Raw genomic sequence first — 20,390 nt, 5'->3', positions numbered from 1 at the left:
GAGTGGATGGATGAAAGAGTGTTGCAAAACGTATCAAGATTTCGTAATGTTATATTATTACAATAACGAGATGGCGTTAATCTGAAACGACGTTAACTGGAGTGGTTATGAAACTGAATGCGTTAACTCTTGCATTACTGGCAACGAGCACCGTTGCGCATGCGCAACAGCAAGAAGAACATGAACACATTAATGACTATGAAGTCATAGTGATTAATGCAAGCCCGCTGGATAAGACGGCACTTGAATCAGCACAGCCTGTCAATATTATTTCCGGTGACGCGCTTAAGCAAAAGAATGCCCATAGCCTGGGAGAAACTCTGGCAATGGAGCCGGGTATTAACAACACGCATTTTGCGAATGTTGCTGGGAGCCCCATTATTCGGGGATTGGGCGGACCACGAGTAAAAATCACCCAAAACGGACTTGATACTGGTGACGTATCTCGTGGTGGTCCTGATCACGCAGTCACAACGGAAACCAGCACCGCACAGCAAATTGAAGTACTAAGAGGCCCGGCTACCCTGCTGTATGGTAGTGGAGCAATTGGTGGCGTGATTAACGTGGTCGATAACCGTATTCCTTCTGAGCCGGTGTACGGCATGCAGGGTAATGCGAATGTGTCAGCTGCTACCAATAACGATAACAAAGAGGGCTCTTACGACTTGCAAGTAGGCAATGGCCGCTGGGCTCTTTATACCGACGCCTTTATTCGCCGCGCCAACGATTATGAGACACCGTCGTTTACTAATGATGAAGGTGAAACGGTAGATCATGTCGAAAACTCTTTTATTGATGCTCAGGGCGGCACTATTGGCGCCAGCTATCAGTTCGATGATGGCTTTTTCGGAGTGTCTTACCAGGGGCTTTATCAGGAATACGGTATTCCGGGCCATGACCATGGCCATGGTGAGGAAGAACATGAGCACGATGAGCATGAAGAAGGACACGATCACGAGGAAGAGCATGACCATGCGGAAGCTGGCCCATATGCTGACCTGGAGCAAGAGCGTATTCAATTTGCGGGTCAATGGCGTAATCCTTTCAGTGGTTTCAACCGTTTAGATTTTCGTGCCGCTTTAACTGACTACCAGCATCAGGAAATTGAAGACAACTTTGTTGCGACTCAATTTGAAAATGAACAAAAAGAGGTACGACTGATTGGTCAGCATAAAGAAATTGCGGGCTGGAAAGGCGCTGTCGGCTGGCAGTGGGACATCAGTGATAAGGCGGCTTTTGGAGAAGAAGCCTTTACCCCGAACACCTCGCGCCGTACTCAGGGCTTATTCTGGGTCGTAGAGCAGGAATTTGGTTATCATCATGTTGATTTAGGTGTTCGTCACGAGCGCACATCGCTTTCTAGTGATGAGCGCAAACTGGATACCTTTGACGCCACTTCGGCATCTGCCGGTTACCTCTACCATTTTAGTGACCACACATCGGTTTCATTTAACTTGAGTCATGCAGAAAGGGCGCCGGCTGCAAACGAAGTCTTTGCTAACGGTAATCACTTTGCGACCCGCACTTATGAGCTAGGTCTGGGTTATGAGCTGCATGAAGAAGAGCACGATGAGTACCATGTTGAGCCGAATGATGTTGCGATTAAAACCGAAACGTCAAACAACATTGATGCTGGCTTTCATTACGAAAATGACCGTTTTCATGCAAATTTGAACGTGTTCTACAACCGCGTTGATGACTTCATCTACGATGATTTCATTGGCCTGAACAGTGAACAATTGCACGGTGATGAAGACCATGACCACGATGAACATGCTCATGAAGAGGAGCATGAACATGAAGAAGAGCATGCTCATGATCACGGCGGTCTGGAAGTGGTTCAGTTTAAACAGGTTGACGCTGAGCTTTATGGCTATGAACTTGAGTTAGACTGGAAATTTACAGAACAATGGTCACTCCACGGCTTTAGTGATTACACTCGCGCAAAACAGCGTGATGGTGATGACTTGCCGCGAATTCCGGCTCAGCGTTTTGGTACTGAAGTGCGTTATCAGGCCGTTGGCTGGGATGGTGCTATCGGTTATACGCGCTATATGGAACAAGATAAAATAGGGAAGAATGAAACAGTAACTGACGCGTATGGCTTATTGAACGCCCGCCTCAACTTTTACCCTGAATGGTTAGCAAATTACGGTGCTACCCTTTACCTGAAGGGTGAAAACCTGACGGATCAGTTGGGCTTTGTTCACAGCTCCTTTATAAAAGATGATGCGCCTGTTACAGGTCGTCGTTTTCAGGCTGGCGTTTCTATTAGTTTCTAATTGAACTGCCTTTCCCGAAAATAACGCTATCGTCGTAATTCGACGGTAGCGTTTTCGTGTTATTTCACCGCAGCCAACCGATTTTTATTCCGAACTTTGTTAATATAAGTGGTAATAAACTCATCGTTGGATCTTGCATCATGCCTTTTCATTTTAATCGTCGTATTCAGGCGATTGCCGTTATTGTTTTTAGTTTTTTTAGTCTCTCTGTTTTTGCCGAAGAATTAACCATAGAACGTTTGTTTAGTGGTCCCGGTCTTACGGGTGAAACTCCCAAGTCGTTAAAGTTTGCGCCCGGCGGGCAATACCTTTCATACTTAAAAGGCAGTAAGGAAGAGCCGCAACGTTATGATCTCTGGTTATACGATATAGAAGCTGATAAGCATAAATTGTTGGTCTCAGCAGACCAGCTTGCTGCCGATGAGCTTGAATTGTCTGATGAAGAGAAAGCCCGCAGGGAACGCCAACGCATTAGCGGCAATGGCATAATTGAGTACAGCTGGTCAGCAAAAGGGGACGCGCTACTTTTTCCCTATAACGGTGATGTTTTTTATTACCAGACTGACGAAGAAAAAGTGACTCAGCTGACAAAAACCGATGCTTTTGAAACTGACGTTAAGTTCTCGCCAAAAAGTAACTATGTGTCTTTTGTCCGGGAACAGAACTTGTACTTTATTGACCTTGCCAGTGGCGAAGAACACGCGGTTACAAGCGAAGGCGGTAACACGCTTAAGTTTGGCATGGCGGAGTTTGTTGCACAGGAAGAAATGAAGCGCATGACCGGTTACTGGTGGGCTCCGGATGAGTCGGCTATTGCGTTAACCAAAGTCGATGAAAGCCCGGTGCCTCTGGCCACCCGTAGCGAGATATACGCAGACCGAATTGAAACCATACAACAGCGCTATCCGTTCGCCGGAAGTGACAATGTTGAGATTGACCTGGGTGTGTATCAAATTGCCGATAAACAGATCAATTGGTTGCAGCTCGGTAAGAAAAGTGATGGTTATTTGGCTCGGGTGAAATGGGTTGGTGATAGCAAGCGCTTGAGTTATCAATGGCAGAGCCGGAATCAACAGTCCTTGACGCTTTGGCTTTATAATAGAACAAACGAAACTCAGCGCGAGTTGCTGACAGAAACCTCGGACAGCTGGCTGAACCTGCACGATGACTTGTATTTCTTAAATGATAATAAGCATTTCATTTGGGCATCTGAACGAAGTGGTTTCAAACACCTTTATTTATATCGCCTGGACGGGTCGCTAATTCGTCAATTGAGTTCCGGCGACTGGCAGGTTGATGAACTGGAAGCGATTGATGAAAGTACCGGTACGCTGTATTTTACCGCTCGGAAAAAGTCACCTCTGGAATCTCATCTGTATCGTACTCAGCTAAATGCGAGTTCTGCGGCTAGCCCGACACGCATTACCACACGCGAAGGTATGCACAGTATTGAATTTGATGCCGATGCACGCTCGTATCTGGATACTTACTCATCGCCTCAGCAGCCCAAACAAGTGAGCTTGCACGGTCCTACAGGGAATCATCTGGCGTGGCTGGCTGAGAACAAAGTGACTGAAGAGCATCCACTGTCTCCTTATTTGAGAAACTGGCGTTACCCGGAGTTTGGTGAGCTGGAAGCTGAAGACGGCCAGACATTGTATTACAAAATAACCAAGCCAAAGAATTTTGATGCAGAAAAGCAGTATCCGGTGCTGGTATATGTTTACGGTGGACCCGGCGCTCAGCGGGTAACGAAAAGCTGGGGCAGCGGTTTTGTTCAGTATATGGCTCAACAGGGCTTTATCGTCTTCACTCTGGACAACCGGGGTTCGGCGAACCGGGGAAAACGCTTTGAGGCACCTATTTATAAAAATATGGGGAGCCCTGAAGTGGACGATCAGGTGGTGGGGGTTAACTATTTAACCAGCCTGCCTTATGTCGACCCCAAGCGCATTGGCATATACGGTCACAGTTACGGTGGTTATATGTCATTGCTGGCTATGTTTAAAGCACCTGAATACTTTAAGGCCGGAGTGGCTGGTGCACCGGTAACCGACTGGCGCTTATATGATACGCATTACACGGAACGCTTTATGGGCATGCCTGATGACGGCGATGCCTATGAAAACTCATCGGTTTTTCCATACAGTAAGAACTTAAAAGGTGATTTACTGATTTACCATGGAATGGCGGATGACAATGTTTTGTTTACTCATAGCACGAAGCTGTATAAGCAATTGCAGGATAATGCTCAGGCTTTTGAAATGATGAATTACCCTGGGAAAAAGCATTCTATTAACGGGCGTAATACAAAAATTCATTTATATTCAATGATTGCTCAATTTTTTCAACAAACCATTGGCGAACAATAGGTTATAATATGTACATATCTTCCATGAACAAGGAGTGACTATGCGCTTTTTATCTCGCCGACTGGTTATGCCAAATGATTTGAACTTTGCCGGTTCGTTATTTGGTGGCCGTATTTTAGAATGGATTGATGAAGAAGCTTATATTTTTGCCAGTTGCCAGCTAGGCGCGAAAAGCCTGGTAACTAAGCATATTGGCGCTATTACCTTTGAAACTTCTGCGTTTCAGGGCGATGTCGTTGAATTTGGCTTGCAGGTGAAATCTGTGGGACGTACGTCGTTAGCGATTACTTGCCTGGTACGCAATAAGCACACCAAGCAAAATATTTGTTCAGCCGATGATATTGTGTTCGTACATATTGATCCGGAAACGCGTCAGCCAACGCCTCATGGCAAAACGAAAGAACAGTTAGACGATTTTCCAGAGCCGCTTTAAGCGGCTCTGGCATTTCACTTAAATTGGCGAACCCGGCGGTAACGGCTCGGGTTCGTATTGTTCCGACCACTCTCCCTCGTTTAAGAACTTATCTAAATCCTCTGCCAATTGTTGTATTAGCATTGAGTCAGCTTTGGCAAGCTCCTGCTGTTGTTTAGCAAGCTCAGCTCGCATGACTAACCGGGTTTCTGCAGCCAGTCCCGAATTTTTTACCGCTCTTACTTCGGCGTTGATGGCCGTTGCCAGCAAGCGCTGCTGAACAGGAGCTTTCTTTGCGTTTTCCCAGTCGCTGAAAACGGTATTAAAAATAGCTGTCATTAGTCCGGCCGGAGAAGGCACTCGGTCATTGTCCGCGTGTTGTTGTGCTAACCGGTTCAGACGCTGGCTGTTTAACATCAAACTTAAACTGTGATCTGCGGCACTGGCGGCCATGCTGACGGTATCGGGTATTAGCCCTGTTTTACCACTGAAGTTCTCGCGCGATGAGCTTTCACCGTAAGCTGATGGGACCAGCCATTGTTTAATATGTGAAGGGACACGCAAAGTATCTGCCTGAATGGTTTTTAACAACTGTTTCAGAGCAGCTTGTTGTCTGGCGGCACCTACCGGCTGGTAGTCGTCGGTAGAATCATCAGCCATATAGTAATGGTAGTTAACGCCGCCTAACCATTTTACTGCGGCTTCGGTCTGGTACCGATGCAGCAAGTAAATAGGCACGAAAGTCGATTGTAACTGGCTTAACGGTTGATCGCTGTCCAGCATGTCTTTGCTGAAATTATCCAGTACTTGCTGACGCACAGAAAGCAGTCGCTCAAGCTCTGTAACAGGTTCGCTGCCGTTATCCCACAAGTGCGCCTGAGGGTGAGCACCGCCTGCCGGGCGCGCATCTCTGTCTGAAATAAAGCTCAGATTGAGCGTTTTATTTTTATCCAGAATACGTGCCAGTTGCTCGTCAGACGATGGCATACCGCCAAAATCGCTATAACCATAAGCCAGAACTTGTTTATCCCATATTCCTAAGCCTTCTGTATAAGCGTTGCTTAGGCTTAAACCGCCATCGGTTGTCAGGTTTACCAGTGGGTGCGGGTAGTCCATAACAGAAGCTCTGTCTGACGCGCTGGCAGCAAAGTTATGAGCAATGCCTAAGGTATGACCAATTTCATGCGCACTTAATTGGCGAATACGAGCCAGCGCCATATTTTTAACCGCGCTTTTAAGTTCACTGGGGTCTTCGATAAAAGGCGTCAACAAGCCCTCGGCTATTTTCATATCCTGACGGACACGCAGTGACCCCAGGGTGACATGACCTTTAATGATTTCGCCGGTACGAGGGTCTATTACCGATGAGCCGTAAGACCAGCCCCGGGTTGCACGGTGAACCCACTGAATGACGTTGTAGCGCACATCCATAGGGTCAGCATCGTCGGGCAGAACTTTTACCTGAAAAGCGTTCTCGTAACCTAAAGCTTCAAAGCCCTGAGCCCACCAGCGGGCACCTTCAAGCAGTGCCGTTTTGACAGGTTCCGGTGCACCTGGGTCAAGATAATAAACAATAGGTTCACGCGCTTCACTTTGTGAGGCAATAGGGTCTTTCTTATTCAACCGGTGACGTGGGATATATTGCACTGTCATCGACTCGCCAAGAGGTGCTGCGTAGTCTTTAAAGCTGTGAGCCCAAAAACCGCTGTTTGGATGAAACTTCCTGGGTTGGTATCCGGCGTCAGGTAACTTTATAAAGGAATGATGCAGGTGCAAAGAAAGTGCATCGGCGTTGGCCGCAACCTGATTTACCCACTGACCTTTCCCTTCGCCGACAAAGGTGACTTTTGCTTCCAGCTCCGTATTTTCTGCAAAGGCTTTGCTGCGTTCAGGGTAAATTACTGAGCGGCTTGTATCGGCTTTAAACTGTCCCTGTTCAGTTTGCTGTAAGCGCTTACTAACGCCGTGTACATCGCTCAACAAATAAGGGGTGTAGTCTATTAAAACACGGTCATCGCTGCTCGCAACAACGTCAAAACCATAAAGTACGGCGTCGGCAAACGCTTGATCGACACTGCTGCGTTCAGCCTGATTCCTGGTTTGTGCACGAAACTCGGTGTTGTGTTGAACCAGTAACGCCTTATTTCCTTCAACATGAAATGATGCTAACCGAGTTTCACCCAGTTGGCCGCGATCCAGCCCGACATCATTAGAGCCTAAGCCCCAGGGAAGACTGGTTTGAAAAATAAACTGTGGTCCTTGTCTGGGCACTTCCAGATAAAATTTAGCGTTTGTTTTATCGTGGTAAAAGGTGAAGAACCCGGACTGCTCCTGGAATGATGAGGTGAATTCGTCGATGCTGGAAACTTCGGTTTTTGCCTGAGCCGTTATCGACACAAACAAGGCGAGTAACAGCAGGGCTTTTGAAAGAAAGTTTTGCATTTTTGTTATCCTAATTGTTCGGCAATTTCTTCTAAAATTTGCGTCGTCCATTGTTCAATACGTTCATCTGATAGCTCATATTGGGAGTCTTCATCTAGTGATAAACCGACGAACTGAGTGTTATCTGCGGTTAACGCTTTGGAGGCGGCAAATTCGTAGCCCTGATTTGGCCAAAAACCAATGCGCTTACAACCGTGGTTGGCTATGGCATCATGCAGCATGCCCAGAGCGTCCTGGAACCAGTCGGTATAACCTTCCTGATCACCCATGCCAAAAAGCGCAACAACTTTACCGCGCAGGTTCACGTCATTTATGTCATCCCAATGGCTTTCCCAGTCTTCCTGAAGTTCGCCAAAATCCCAGGTAGAAATACCAAAAATAAGAATATCAAATTGCTCAGCTTCTTTTAGCGGGGTATTTTTTATATCAAACAGCTGAACAATGTCCTCGCCAATGGCTTGCTGAATTTTTTCTGCAGCAATTTCGGTATAGCAAGTGGTAGAGCCGTAAAACAAGCCAATTTCCAGGGACATAATAACTACCTCTGTCATAGGTTGAGTCTGTGATGCGGATGCATTGTAACAAAAAGACCGTTAGAATGAGCGCCTTTGTTTTTCAACGGGAAACTGCAGATGGGAACTCGTACGGACTTTGATCAATTAGTGGAACAACTTGAAACCGTATTCGATGATGCGGTGGTTTCCGGCACAGATGATGAACTATTTGCCTGCGGTTATTTGCGCGGGCATTTCGATTTAGTTGTTGCTCAACTGGAAATGGCTGGTGAGACTCAACCGGAGAAGATTATGCCTGCTTTGCGTGATGCAGTTCACAAAACGCGGCATGAGTTGTCTCCGGCCGACCAGGCTCATATTAACAATGTACTGGACAAATTAGCTCTCAAAGCGACTAACGGAGATGCGGCGTAAAGCATCCTGAGTTAAAGGCGTTAACTCTCCGGTTAGCTGACAGGCAATCACCTCGGCCAGAATAGGGGCGGAAGTGAAGCCCCGTGACCCAAACGCTGTAATAACATATAAGTTTTCAGCAACCGCTCCGGTAACAGGCTGGTGATCGGGGCTGGTCGCCCGTACCGAGACTCTTTGAGATGTTAATTGCAGAGACTCAGCCCATGGCTGCCTCGCGTTTTCAGCCAGTTGTTTCAGGTTTTCCTCGTCATCCTCCGGGGTTGGTTCTAAATCCTCTCTATCGCGATTAAAGGTTGCGCCAACACAGTGATGCTTGCCATCTTCCGGAACTAAATACCCTTTAAAGCATAAAACCGTTTTCAGCGAAGACAATAAGGGAGTTGTCTGAACCAGGCTGACTTGTCCGCGAACCGGTTGGATTGGCAGCGGTTCGACGCTTTCCGGCAATAACGAATTGATGTGATGACCCGTGGCAATGACGACACGCTCAGCGACCAGCACACTTCCGTCCTTTAGTGATATCTGCCAACTGCCATTTTCAGTTTTCTGAAGAGCCGTAGCTTCGCCTTCAATAAGCTCAATTTGTGCTGTTTCTAAAAGGCTTTTGACCACAGCCGCCGGTCTTAACCATCCTGCTTTAGGGTAATGCAACGCCGGAACTGCCAGCGACACCCCGGCTTTTTGTTCTGCCTCGGGCTGAGATAAATAGCGTACCGTGTCCGGCGCATACAGTTCATCGGCTATACGTTGATAACGTTTGGCTCTGTTATCGTTAAAGGCGGGCTGCATAACGCCCACTGGAAACCAGTGGGTGGCACAAAAACTACGGTAGAAGCTGGTGGCTGTGGAGAACGCCTGCCAGTAGAAACGACTGAGCGGCGTATGCTCGGCGTGTAACAGAGGATACACTGCTCCCTGAGGGTTTCCGGATGCGCCATCAGCAGTACCCGCACTAACGACTCTGACGTTAACGCCTCTTTGCTTCAGTGCCAGGGCTGAACATGCCGCGCTAATGCCGCCACCAATAATGGTAACGTCACGTCTGTCGTAATATTTCTGACAAACTTCGGCGCTATGGTAGTGACCACAAAGCATTTCTCGTTTGCGACCAAAGCCCGTTACTTTTTGAACTTCGAATCCGCTTTGTTGTAGTGCTCTTCTTACGCTGCCAGCAGCGGTGAAGGTAGCAAAGGTTGTTTCGCTGTGTGCGGTTTGCTTCATGGCATCAAAAAGTGTGGGCTGCCACATTTCCGGGTTCTTTGCCGGAGCAAAACCGTCGAGAAACCAGGCGTCAATTTGGTGTTGTGCCTGTGGAAGCCATTTGGGCAATAGCTCATTGAGGTCGCCTATCCACAGGTCCAGAATGACCCGGCCCTGTGATAGGATAATGCGATGACAGCCGGGATCGGTTGCCGGGTAATGCTCCAGAAACAACTGACTGAATTCCTTTAAGGGTTCCAGTAATTGGTATGCTTGTTCAAGTTGCTGACGCGATAAAGGGAACTTCTCGAAACTGACAAAATGAAGACGTGTATTGGCAGGTGCCTGCTCTAAAAAACGTTTCCAGGTCAGAAGAAAGTTCAAACCTGTACCAAACCCGGTTTCGGCTATGGTAAAGCTATAATGAGCCGGTAGCGACAGCCAGCGGCGGGGTAATCCGTTTTGCGCCAGAAATACGTACTGACTTTCGTCAACACCGCTTTCGACAGAAAAATAAATATCATCGAAAGTAGTGGAAACGGGTACGCCTTGCTCGTTAAACTGAACAGATGAACTAGAATTCAAGCGGCTATCCCATGATTTATTGGTTGATGAACGCTATAATAACAACTTTACGAACAACAGTGGACAAAGCAGACCACATTCACACACGACGTTGGTAAGATATCGACGTAGAAATGTCAGACAGGATTATAGAATGAGAAGAGCTGTTATCACCGGACTTGGTATTGTATCAAGTATCGGGAACAATCAAGAAGAAGTGCTGGAATCATTACGCACCGGCAAATCGGGTATTACCCGTTCAGAATCTTTTGCTGAAATGGGCTTGCGTTGTCAGGTATGGGGCGAAGTTAAGTTAGATCCTAAAGACCATATTGACCGCAAAGCGCTGCGCTTTATGGGCGATTCGGCTGCTTATGCCTACATTGCAATGGCGCAGGCTATCGAGGATTCAGGCCTAACCGAAGAACAAGTCTCTCACCCGCGTACGGGGTTAGTTGTTGGTTCCGGTGGCGCTTCTGGTGAACATCAGGTTGCAGCAGCTGATATTTTGCGTGAACGTGGCGTGAAAAAAGTTGGCCCATACATGGTACCTCGTTGCATGGCGTCAACGACTTCAGCTTGCCTGGCAACACCTTTTAAAATTAAAGGTGTTAACTATTCAATTAGTTCTGCTTGCGCAACCTCTGCGCACTGTATTGGCCATGCGCTGGAATTAATTCAATTCGGTAAGCAAGACCGCGTATTTGCCGGCGGCGGTGAAGAACTGCACTGGACGCTGGGCATGGAATTTGACGCTATGGGCGCATTAAGTACCAAGTACAATGATACGCCTGAAAAAGCTTCACGTACTTACGACCAGGGTCGTGACGGTTTCGTACCTGCTGGTGGTGGCGGTATTCTGGTTATTGAAGAACTGGAAGCGGCAAAAGCTCGTGGCGCCAAAATTTACGGTGAAATTGTAGGTTATGGTGCGACTTCAGACGGTTACGATATGGTTGCTCCGTCGGGTGAAGGCGCGGTTCGTTGTATGAAAATGGCAATGGAAACGGTAGATACTCCGGTCGATTATTTGAATACGCACGGTACCAGTACACCAGTTGGTGACGTTAAAGAGTTAGAAGCTATTCGTGAAGTTTTCCCTGAGAAAACGCCAATGATTAGCGCGACAAAAGCCATGACAGGACACGCCTTGGGTGCCGCAGGTGTTCATGAAGCAATCTATTCATTGCTGATGCTTAAAAATGGTTTTGTTACACCTTCAATCAATATTGAAGAGCTGGACGAAAAAGCCGACGGCATGAACATTATTCAGCAGACAACTGAAGCACCACTTAGAACGGTTATGTCTAATAGCTTTGGCTTCGGTGGTACAAACGCATCACTAGTGATGCGCCAATACTCTGAATAATCGACAAGATCGGTGACTTCGGTGAAAATCGTTGCCGATCAGAATATTCCCGCACTTTCCGACTTATTGTCGGGTGCGGGAACACTTTCCTACTTTTCTGAACGAATCCCTCCGCAGAAACTGTTGGCAGAAGCTGACGCTTTACTCGTGCGTTCTGTTACTCAAGTTGATGAAGCACTTTTAGAGCAAGCTCCCAAACTTAAATTTGTTGCCTCCGCAACCATTGGCACCGAGCATATCAATCTTCAGGCTCTAGAAGAGCGAGGCATTGGTTTTGCCCACGCGCCGGGGGCGAATGCGCAATCAGTTGGCGAATATGTTTTATGCGCGGTGCTCAATTGGTTAAGTGGCAAACCCCGGTATGTAGCTGACGAAATCGATGTTGCTATTGTTGGTGCCGGGCATACGGGAAAAGCCGGGGGAAAGAGGCTGGAAGCTCTGGGACTCAATGTTCATTATTATGATCCGCCCTTGTGTAAAAAAGGCGTTAAGTTTGTGCATGACCATTGGCAGCGTGTACTAACGGCCGATATTATCTCCTGTCATGTCCCCCTGACGGGGGACGGCGATTTCCCGACTCAGCATTTGTTTGAAAATACGGCATTGCAGTCACTGCATTCGCAGCAGTTATTAATTAACGCCAGCCGGGGTGCTGTTATCGATAACAAGGCCTTACTGGAACGAGTCGAACAGGGCGAGCGCCCATCGCTGGTGCTGGATGTATGGGAGAATGAACCTGACGTCCTGTCAGGTTTAGTGTCTTATGTTGATATCGCAACTCCACACATTGCCGGACACAGCCTGGAAGGTAAAGTAGGCGGGGCGGTAATGATTTCAAATGCATTGCTGGAACACTTTGGTAAGCCCGCCGATAAGACTGTGTCTGACGTGTTGCCGGGGACGGCCTGGAATGAACGTGATGCCGATGAGTTGAATTCATTGGAAAGTCTTAATTTGTGGGCAAAAGAACATTTCGACTTGTTCCTGGACGATGAACTTTTCCGGCAACAGGGTCTCACTACCGAAGGTTTTGATAGCTTACGACGCAATTATCGCAAAGAAAGCCCGCGTAGAGAGTTCATTAATCAGGTCGTTACATGCCATAATAGCGAGCAATACATCCAGTTTTTACAGTTGGGCTTTAATGCTCAACAATTGCCTAAGTAAGGAGTTTTAGCATGTCACATGGGTTTCGCGTTGCCGTATTAGGTGCAACAGGTTTAGTAGGTCAGCAGATGATAGAAATTTTAGCTGAGCGAAAATTCCCGGTGGCAGAACTTTTTCCGTTAGCTAGTGCCCGCTCCGCTGGCGCAACAGTGGACTTCAACGGCGAAGAAATAGAAGTGTTAGATGCTGGTGAGTTCGACTGGTCTAATGCGGATATCGCGTTCTTTTCAGCGGGTGGTTCAATTTCACGCGAGTTCGCCCCCAAAGCTGCTGAAGCAGGTTGTGTGGTTATTGATAACACCTCTGAATATCGCTATGAACCGGATATTCCTTTGGTCGTGCCGGAGGTTAATGCCTGGGCGCTAGCCGATTTCAGAAACCGCAATATTATTGCTAATCCGAATTGCTCTACTATTCAAATGATGGTTGCGCTTAAGCCTATTCATGATGCGGTCGGCATTGAGCGCATAAATGTCAGCACCTATCAGTCGGTATCCGGTGCTGGTAAAGAGGCGATGGAAGAGCTGGCAAAGCAGACTGCAGAACTTTTAAACGGCAAGCAGCCGACGGTCGCGAACTTCAGTCGACAAATTGCTTTCAACTGCATTCCTCAAATAGACGTTTTTCAGGAGAATGACTACACCAAAGAAGAAATGAAAATGGTGTGGGAAACCCAAAAGATATTTAATGACCCCAGTATTCGGGTTAATCCTACGGCGGTAAGGGTTCCTGTATTTTTCGGACACGCAGAAGCCATTCATATTGAAACGCGGCAGCCAATTACCGCTGAGCATGCAAAACAGCTGTTAAGTGAGGCTCCGGGTGTTACTTTAATGGAACAGCGCGAGGAATTTCCGACTCAAGTGGGAAATGCTGCTGGCAATGACGATGTCTTTGTAGGGCGGGTACGGGAAGATATCAGCCACCCTAATGGACTTAACCTGTGGGTTGTATCGGACAACATACGCAAAGGCGCGGCAACCAACAGTATACAAATTGCGGAAACTTTAATTCGTGATTACTGGTAATTTAAGCAGCTGTATGTCATAAAGTTTTTTTAACGAACGCCGTTAAAGATAAGAGCAAAGCGCGGGCAGAGACTAAAGGATGAGAAAAACCAAGATAGTGCAGGTACTGAGATACTTCTCGCTGGCAGCCATGGTGTTGTCCGGCAGTATGACTGTCGCTGCAGCAGGTTGGCAGGATGGCGTCGTTATAAAAGGCGAGAAAGGCTCAGAAGCAACCGATGTTCGTATCGGTCAGGAGCGCTATGGGCCTATAAGCAGCAACGACACCTTGTGGGACATTGCGCGGCGTTATAAGCCACACTCCAGTGTGACCCAGTATCAGACGATGGTTGCTATTGTGCAGGCTAACGACGATGCTTTCGTCGACGGTAACATGAACCGCATGCTCGACGGTTTTTACCTGCGTATACCTTCCTTGCAAGAAATCAAAATGGTTAATCCTGAAGCTGCTCGTAGACAAGTAGTGGTTGACGGTCAGTTAAAAACCAAGTCTCAACAACTTTCACAAGCTCAGCAGGAGACTCAGAAAACTCGCGCCGAACAGCAACAGTTACTTGAACAAGCCCGCGCAAAAGCTGAACAAACCATTCAGGAAGTTGAACAGCGTCAGGAACAAAACTTTCAGGAGCTTCGCTCTGATATGCAGAAGTCTATGCAGGCGGTTGAACGCATGTATGGAGAGAACCAGTCTCTGCAGGAGCGTATTGATGCGTTAGCGTCACGCTTAGATGAAATCGCCAGCAATGCGAGCAAGACAGATGAACTGGAAGTTCAGTTTCAACAGGTTTTAGCTCAACAGCGAGAGCTGCTTGAACAGCAGGCTCGGGAAGAAATGGAGGAGGAGTCAGGGTTTTCCGACTGGCTGCAAAGCCCTCTGAATATGTTGCTTGTATCGGTATTACCGGCACTGCTCATAATTGGTCTTGTTGTTTTCTTCTTTTTACGCCGCTCAGCGAAACCAGCGGACGAAGACGAGGAGCAGGAAGAGAAAAGCAGCAAAGAGCTCACCGAAGAAGAAGCCGCGGCTGAACTCGATAAAGAATTGCTGGGTGATGTGCCTAACGACAGTACGGACGGCTTATTCGATATTGACGGCGAAGAAAGTGCTGACGATGAAGGTGACGACTTAAGTGCGCTAGAGGCCGAGTTAACCGGGAATTCGAGCGAACCGGAAGCCGCTGATTTGAGTGTTCGTCTTGACGATGGAAAAGACGATGTCAGGAAGGAAGAACCGAAGCCGGAAGCCGAAACTGAACCGGCTGTAGAAGACGATTTAGATGACGACGATCAGGCTGTGTTGCCGGATGAAGAAGACGAAGAGTCTAGTGAACTGTCTCAGGATGAACTGGATCGTTTATTTGGCGAAGCTGACGATGATGACGAACAGGCCATTGACCTTTCCGTCAATGATGAAGAAGAATCGCCGGAGTCATCGAGTGCAGACGCCGATGAACCTGTTTCAGAGGATATTGAGCAAGAAGGCGAAGCAACAGAAGAGTCTGCAGTAGCGGATGTCGACGATATCGATGACATTCTGTCCGACAACGCGCCTTCAGAAACCCCTGAAGAAGCTGACAGCGACGATGAGCCTGCGGCTGATGAAAAGCCGGACGAAGGTGAAAGCGAATCTGATGAAGAAAACGATGATTTGTTGCCGGATGACTTTGACGACAGCGAAGTTGATGATGTTCTCGCTGAATTAGGTCTTGCAGAAAACGAAGCCGATGAGCCGGAAAGTGCGGAAGCGGAAGGTATAGAAACAGACAGCTCCGAAGCAGCAGATGAACCAGACGCTGATGAGGTTCGACCAGAAGAGACTGCTGAACCTGAAGAAACCGGGGTAACCTCGCAAGAGGAGAGCCAGCCTGTAGAAGAGGACACCGAAGAGGATAATCTGGAACAGTTGCTGCAAGAGTCGGATGAGCTGACGCAGTCGCTGGACGATCTGGATGATCTTGAAGAAGAAGTTCCCGACGACGATGCGGAACTTGATCAGGCTGAAGATGAAGCTGACAAAGACTTAGAATCATTATTTGGCGGTACTGATAACGCAGATAACACTGCCGATGAAGATGAGCTGGCGACAGAAGAAGACGAAACCGAAAAGGAAGCCGAAACTGACGCGTTTAGTGCTACCGACGATGATGAATTTGTGGATATTGACTCCTTAATGGCGGACGCCGATGAGGAAGATGAAGACAGCGATCGCTATCAGTCCTCGGCAGTAAAAGACGTTTTACCGGATGATGAATCGGGAGATGCCGAAGGTGCTCCAGAAGATGATGATCCGGCGGGTCAGCTTGACCTGGCCAGAGCCTATATTGAAATGGGCGAAGAGGACGAAGCGCGGGAGATTCTTCAGCAATTAGCAGAAGGTGATGATGAAGCGCTGGCAAATGAAGCTAAGACGCTGCAACAAAAACTAGATTCGTAGGATAAAGTAGTATGCGAATGGCCTTATGCCTTGAATACGACGGCAGTCGTTATTATGGATGGCAACGACAACGTGAAGTAGCCAGTGTTCAACAGTGTGTTGAAGAGGCTTTGAGTAAAATAGCGAATGCTCCTGTTGAGGTAACCTGCGCCGGCAGAACGGATGCTGGCGTTCATGCCACTGCACAAATAGTGCATTTCGATGTTCCTGTACCAAGAGCTGACGTGGCCTGGACATTAGGCGTGAACAGCAATCTGCCGGCCGGTATTGCTGTGCGTTGGGCGCAGGAAGTTGACAGTGATTTCAGTGCCCGTTTTAGTGCAACGTCGCGGCGTTACCGTTATATTATTGCTAATACCAGATTTCGTCCGGGTATTCATTCGGCCGGGGTCAGTCATTATCATCAGCCACTTGATGCAAAGGTTATGCAAGAAGGCGCTCAGGCGCTTATTGGTGAGCACGACTTTACTGCATTTCGGGCATCTCATTGCCAGTCGCATACGCCGTTTCGCAAGGTTTCCGATTTAACAGTTGAACGCCGTGGCGATTATATTATCGTGGATATTTCTGCGAATGCCTTTTTGCACCACATGGTGCGCAATATCGTCGGCAGCCTGATCGTTGTTGGCCAGCATTTGCAGCCGCCGGAGTGGATTGGCGAACTGCTAAGAGAAAAAGACCGCACCAAGGCCGCAGCTACAGCGAAACCCGGCGGACTTTACCTGGTGGCAGTAACTTACCCAGAACACTATAATATACCGGAGGCTCCATTGGGACCTTTGTGGCTAGGCGATTAAGAGTCACTGTTATGACCTCTTTGCTTGACCCATTTGTGGTACCATGTAAGCTACATCAAATTGACTAATAACAGCCTTTGGGCGGAATAGTATGAGCTGGATAGAAAGAATTCTTGCGAAGCCAAAAATTAACAAAAGACGTGGCGTTCCAGAGGGCGTGTGGAGTAAGTGCACGGCCTGTGGCAATATTATTTATAAGGCTGATTTAGAACGCAGTCTTAATGTTTGCCCTAAGTGTGATCATCACATGCGGGTCACCGGGCGCAGCCGTTTAGATATTTTTCTGGATAAAGACAATCGCGAAGAAATAGGCACAGATTTGGAGCCAAAAGACGTTTTACGCTTTAAAGATTCCAAAAAATACAAAGACCGTATTGCTGCCGCACAAAAAAGCACGGGCGAGAACGACGCTTTAATTGCCGAGAAAGGTACCGTAAAAGGCGTTCCTATAGTCGCGGTTGCCTTTGACTTTAATTTTATGGGCGGCTCCATGGCATCGGTAGTAGGGGCTAAGTTTGTCCTGGCTGCCGAAGTCTGCCTTAAGCACCGTATTCCGCTGGTCTGTTTTTCTGCCTCCGGCGGTGCTCGTATGCAGGAAGCTCTGATGTCGTTAATGCAAATGGCTAAGACTTCTGCAGCTTTAGCGCGCATGAGTGAAGAAGGTCTGCCGTTCATCTCGATATTAACAGACCCGACCATGGGTGGTGTTTCTGCGAGCCTGGCAATGTTGGGTGATATTCATATTGCCGAACCAAAAGCACTCATCGGTTTTGCCGGACCTCGAGTTATCGAGCAAACGGTTCGTCAAACCTTACCGGAAGGTTTTCAACGCGCTGAGTTCTTGCTGGAACATGGGGCTATCGACATGATTACCGACCGTCGTGATATGCGCGATACTGTTGCCCGTTTGTTGGCGAAAATGCAAAACTTACCTTCTACCGAAGCTACGGAAGTAAGTGTAAACGAGTAATGGCGGAAATATCTTTATCAGCTCCTGCGGCGACAGCGTCACTGCAGGAGTGGTTGACCTACCTCGAAAAACTTCATCCGAAAAATATCGATATGGGTCTGGAGCGTGTAGCCAGAGTTGCCGCGAATGTCGGCGTATTAAAGCCGGCACCTTTAGTCATTACGGTTAGCGGAACCAATGGTAAAGGCTCAACTGTTTGTTATCTGGAAACCATTTTGCAGGCGGCGGGCTACACTACTGGTGTTTATACCTCACCGCATATTACCGAGTATCGCGAGCGGGTCCGGGTTAATGCGCAAGAATTGCCTGACTCCGAACACGTTAAAGCATTTCATGCTATTGAGCAGGCTCGTAACAATACTTCATTAACTTATTTTGAGTTTGGTACTTTAGCCGCGCTTTGGTTAATGGGTCGCCAGTCTCCGGATGTCGCTATTTTTGAGGTAGGCCTGGGTGGGCGGTTAGACGCGGTTAACTGTGTTGACGCAGACGTGGCTGTGGTCACCAGTATCGGTATCGACCACATTGCTTTTCTCGGAAATAATCGTGAGCACATTGGCTATGAAAAAGCCGGTATTGCCAGAGCGGGTAAGCCATTAATTTGCGGTGAAGTAAATCCAACGTCCAGTATTGCAGAAAGCGCGGAGCGCATTGGGGCTAAGCTTTATCAAGTGGGGCGTGACTTTCATCGTACCGAATACAAAGAAAGCTGGAGTTATCGCAGTCAGAACACCCAACTGAATGATTTACCGTTGCCCAAACTGCCTCTTATCAATGCGTCAACAGCCATTGCGGCTATCGAACAGTTGCCGTTACCAGTTAGCTTATCGGCTATTCGTGAAGGTATTAGCCGGGCGAGTTTAGCCGGGCGAATGCAATCTCATAACGTTGATGGTATTGAAGTCTTGCTGGATGTCGCGCATAACCCGCAGGCTGCAGTGTATGCCAGTCGTTATTTACGTAAGTTTTATCCTGAACATCAGGTTTTCGCTGTGGTTGGGATGTTAAACGATAAAGACCATGCCGGTGTCGCTAACGCACTGAGTTCTCAGGCTTCCGCCTGGTATCTTGGCTCATTGCCGGAACCGCGTGGTGAAACTGCGGATAACTTGGTGACGAGTGCTAAATTACCTACCGAATCCTGTTGTCAGTTTGAATCTGTGGAGCAGGCATTTGTTGCCGCTGTAAAAGCAGCGAAGCAATGGCAAATGAATCATGGTAAGGCTCTGGTTTTCGGCTTCGGCTCGTTTTACACTGTAGCGAGAATTAACGCGTACCTAAAAGGAGTTTGAGTTTGTCCAGTCCTCTGCAAAATCGTCTCGTTGGCACTTTAATACTTGTGGCGTTAGCCGTGATCATTATTCCGGATGTGCTTGATGGCGAAAAGAAAGGGCCTGTGGAACCAATGGAAACCATTCCATTAAAGCCCGCAGTAGAGGAGCAGCTGCAGAAACCTGAAACTCTCTCAGATACAACAGTAGCAGAGCCCGTTACAGTTGAAGAAGCGTCATCAAATGTTGAGAAGACAGCAGACGAGGCCGCTCCCGTTAACGAAGATAACGAGGTTCAGGTGCCACCACGGGAACCTACTGAGTTTGCTGCCGATGGTAAAGCCTGGGTTATTCAGTTAGGTGCTTTTAGTCAGGAAGACAGTGTTAAACGGTTAATTTCGCAGTTACAGGCAAAGGGCTTTGCCGCATACTCACAAAAAGCCTCAGGCGGCTCTTTAATCCGTGTATTGGTTGGTCCGGATACGTCTAAATCAGAACTTGAAAAGCAATTAACGCCATTAAAAGAGTTAACCGGTCTTGAAGGTAAGGTCATTACCTACCGGCCATAAGTTTTGCAATATATGCGAAAAGAAATCACATTATGAATCGCATTCTGTTAAAATCGCCCGCGTCTTTAGCTCAGCAATTGTGAGTCACTATGCTCTGGATTGACTACGCCATTATCATTGTTATTGGCCTTTCTACGCTTATCAGCCTGGTAAGAGGATTCGTTAAAGAAGCCGTATCTCTGGCCATCTGGATAGCAGCTTTTTTCATCGCTAGTCAGTTCTACGAAGATCTTGCGGTATACTTTACCCAAATTGGTGATCCGCTGGTCAGAAACGCAGCCGCTATCGCCGCACTATTCGTAGCGACACTTATTCTGGGCGCTATTATCAACTATATTCTTTCTCAATTAGTTCATCACACTGGCTTGTCCGGAACCGACCGGGTACTTGGTCTGGTGTTTGGCGCCTTACGCGGAGTGCTAATTGTCAGTGCGTTATTATTCTTTATTGACTCCTTTACTACGTTATCTTCCAGTGACTGGTGGAAGGAGTCCGTGTTAATTCCCCATTTCGGTGTATTTATTCAGTGGTTTTTCAGTTATCTGGAAAACAGCTCCAGTTTTTTAGTCCCTCAACCTGTATAA

Annotated in this window: 16 protein-coding genes; 13 read left to right on the top strand and 3 right to left on the bottom strand. The window is 47.7% G+C overall.

The window, feature by feature from the left end; translation table 11 throughout:
- Positions 1-107 precede the first annotated feature (107 nt).
- From ACN0RF_RS05060 to ACN0RF_RS05050, 3 genes are all read left to right on the top strand, one after another.
- Entirely contained in the window at positions 108-2,282 is a 2,175-nt protein-coding gene (locus ACN0RF_RS05060) for a TonB-dependent receptor (RefSeq protein WP_417438241.1), read from the top strand.
- Between the two features lie 140 nt (positions 2,283-2,422).
- Entirely contained in the window at positions 2,423-4,654 is a 2,232-nt protein-coding gene (locus tag ACN0RF_RS05055; RefSeq protein ID WP_417438240.1) for a DPP IV N-terminal domain-containing protein, read from the top strand.
- A gap of 40 nt (positions 4,655-4,694) precedes the next feature.
- Positions 4,695-5,087, top strand: a complete 393-nt coding sequence (locus ACN0RF_RS05050) for an acyl-CoA thioesterase (protein ID WP_011234277.1) — start codon at positions 4,695-4,697, stop codon at positions 5,085-5,087.
- Between the two features lie 18 nt (positions 5,088-5,105).
- On the opposite strand, the gene ACN0RF_RS05045 is transcribed toward ACN0RF_RS05050, so the two are convergent.
- Positions 5,106-7,508: a zinc-dependent metalloprotease gene (locus ACN0RF_RS05045; protein ID WP_417438239.1), complete on the bottom strand. Its 2,403-nt coding sequence runs from the start codon at positions 7,506-7,508 to the stop codon at positions 5,106-5,108.
- 5 nt (positions 7,509-7,513) lie between these two features.
- Positions 7,514-8,035: a flavodoxin FldB gene (gene fldB, locus ACN0RF_RS05040; RefSeq protein WP_034820885.1), complete on the bottom strand. Its 522-nt coding sequence runs from the start codon at positions 8,033-8,035 to the stop codon at positions 7,514-7,516.
- 105 nt (positions 8,036-8,140) lie between these two features.
- On the opposite strand from fldB, the gene ACN0RF_RS05035 reads away from it, so the two are divergent.
- The gene (locus ACN0RF_RS05035; RefSeq protein ID WP_034820028.1) at positions 8,141-8,437 is read left to right on the top strand and encodes a YfcL family protein; all 297 of its coding nucleotides are present in this window, start codon (positions 8,141-8,143) and stop codon (positions 8,435-8,437) included.
- On the opposite strand, the gene mnmC is transcribed toward ACN0RF_RS05035, so the two are convergent.
- Entirely contained in the window at positions 8,402-10,222 is a 1,821-nt protein-coding gene (gene mnmC, locus ACN0RF_RS05030) for a bifunctional tRNA (5-methylaminomethyl-2-thiouridine)(34)-methyltransferase MnmD/FAD-dependent 5-carboxymethylaminomethyl-2-thiouridine(34) oxidoreductase MnmC (protein ID WP_417438238.1), read from the bottom strand. The two genes, ACN0RF_RS05035 and mnmC, sit on opposite strands and share 36 nt — an antisense overlap.
- 133 nt (positions 10,223-10,355) lie before the next feature.
- Here mnmC and fabB point away from each other — a divergent pair, with 133 nt between their 5' ends.
- From fabB to ACN0RF_RS04985, 9 genes are all read left to right on the top strand, one after another.
- Positions 10,356-11,570: a beta-ketoacyl-ACP synthase I gene (gene fabB, locus ACN0RF_RS05025; protein WP_034820035.1), complete on the top strand. Its 1,215-nt coding sequence runs from the start codon at positions 10,356-10,358 to the stop codon at positions 11,568-11,570.
- A gap of 21 nt (positions 11,571-11,591) precedes the next feature.
- Positions 11,592-12,737, top strand: a complete 1,146-nt coding sequence (locus ACN0RF_RS05020) for a 4-phosphoerythronate dehydrogenase (RefSeq protein WP_417438237.1) — start codon at positions 11,592-11,594, stop codon at positions 12,735-12,737.
- An 11-nt stretch (positions 12,738-12,748) separates the two neighbouring features.
- Positions 12,749-13,765 carry an aspartate-semialdehyde dehydrogenase gene (locus ACN0RF_RS05015; RefSeq protein ID WP_034820040.1) on the top strand — a complete coding sequence of 339 codons (1,017 nt, stop codon included), beginning with the start codon at positions 12,749-12,751 and terminating at the stop codon, positions 13,763-13,765.
- A gap of 79 nt (positions 13,766-13,844) precedes the next feature.
- Positions 13,845-16,199 (top strand): FimV/HubP family polar landmark protein, encoded by a 2,355-nt coding sequence (locus ACN0RF_RS05010; protein ID WP_417438236.1) that lies wholly within the window; start codon positions 13,845-13,847, stop codon positions 16,197-16,199.
- A gap of 11 nt (positions 16,200-16,210) precedes the next feature.
- On the top strand, positions 16,211-16,996 hold the full coding sequence (gene truA, locus ACN0RF_RS05005; protein ID WP_034820047.1) for a tRNA pseudouridine(38-40) synthase TruA: 786 nt from the start codon (positions 16,211-16,213) through the stop codon (positions 16,994-16,996).
- 91 nt (positions 16,997-17,087) lie between these two features.
- Complete coding sequence (gene accD / locus ACN0RF_RS05000; protein ID WP_034820050.1) at positions 17,088-17,966, top strand: acetyl-CoA carboxylase, carboxyltransferase subunit beta; 879 nt, start codon at positions 17,088-17,090, stop codon at positions 17,964-17,966.
- Entirely contained in the window at positions 17,966-19,258 is a 1,293-nt protein-coding gene (gene folC / locus ACN0RF_RS04995) for a bifunctional tetrahydrofolate synthase/dihydrofolate synthase (RefSeq protein WP_417438235.1), read from the top strand. Before accD ends, folC begins: the two co-directional genes overlap by 1 nt.
- A gap of 2 nt (positions 19,259-19,260) precedes the next feature.
- On the top strand, positions 19,261-19,806 hold the full coding sequence (locus tag ACN0RF_RS04990; RefSeq protein ID WP_417438234.1) for an SPOR domain-containing protein: 546 nt from the start codon (positions 19,261-19,263) through the stop codon (positions 19,804-19,806).
- A gap of 89 nt (positions 19,807-19,895) precedes the next feature.
- Entirely contained in the window at positions 19,896-20,390 is a 495-nt protein-coding gene (locus tag ACN0RF_RS04985; RefSeq protein ID WP_011234264.1) for a CvpA family protein, read from the top strand.

This window comes from Idiomarina sp., from assembly GCF_048260185.1.
Lineage (GTDB): Bacteria > Pseudomonadota > Gammaproteobacteria > Enterobacterales > Alteromonadaceae > Idiomarina.
Note: the sequence above shows the minus strand (reverse complement) of the source record. Positions and strands in the feature narration are given on the sequence as shown.

Coding starts and splice junctions, on each gene's coding strand:
- ACN0RF_RS05060 (WP_417438241.1), top strand. CDS start 108: ATGAAACTGAATGCGTTAACTCTTGCATTACTGGCAACGAGCACCGTT.
- ACN0RF_RS05055 (WP_417438240.1), top strand. CDS start 2,423: ATGCCTTTTCATTTTAATCGTCGTATTCAGGCGATTGCCGTTATTGTT.
- ACN0RF_RS05050 (WP_011234277.1), top strand. CDS start 4,695: ATGCGCTTTTTATCTCGCCGACTGGTTATGCCAAATGATTTGAACTTT.
- ACN0RF_RS05045 (WP_417438239.1), bottom strand. CDS start 7,508: ATGCAAAACTTTCTTTCAAAAGCCCTGCTGTTACTCGCCTTGTTTGTG.
- ACN0RF_RS05035 (WP_034820028.1), top strand. CDS start 8,141: ATGGGAACTCGTACGGACTTTGATCAATTAGTGGAACAACTTGAAACC.
- fabB (WP_034820035.1), top strand. CDS start 10,356: ATGAGAAGAGCTGTTATCACCGGACTTGGTATTGTATCAAGTATCGGG.
- ACN0RF_RS05015 (WP_034820040.1), top strand. CDS start 12,749: ATGTCACATGGGTTTCGCGTTGCCGTATTAGGTGCAACAGGTTTAGTA.
- ACN0RF_RS05010 (WP_417438236.1), top strand. CDS start 13,845: ATGAGAAAAACCAAGATAGTGCAGGTACTGAGATACTTCTCGCTGGCA.
- truA (WP_034820047.1), top strand. CDS start 16,211: ATGCGAATGGCCTTATGCCTTGAATACGACGGCAGTCGTTATTATGGA.
- accD (WP_034820050.1), top strand. CDS start 17,088: ATGAGCTGGATAGAAAGAATTCTTGCGAAGCCAAAAATTAACAAAAGA.
- folC (WP_417438235.1), top strand. CDS start 17,966: ATGGCGGAAATATCTTTATCAGCTCCTGCGGCGACAGCGTCACTGCAG.
- ACN0RF_RS04985 (WP_011234264.1), top strand. CDS start 19,896: ATGCTCTGGATTGACTACGCCATTATCATTGTTATTGGCCTTTCTACG.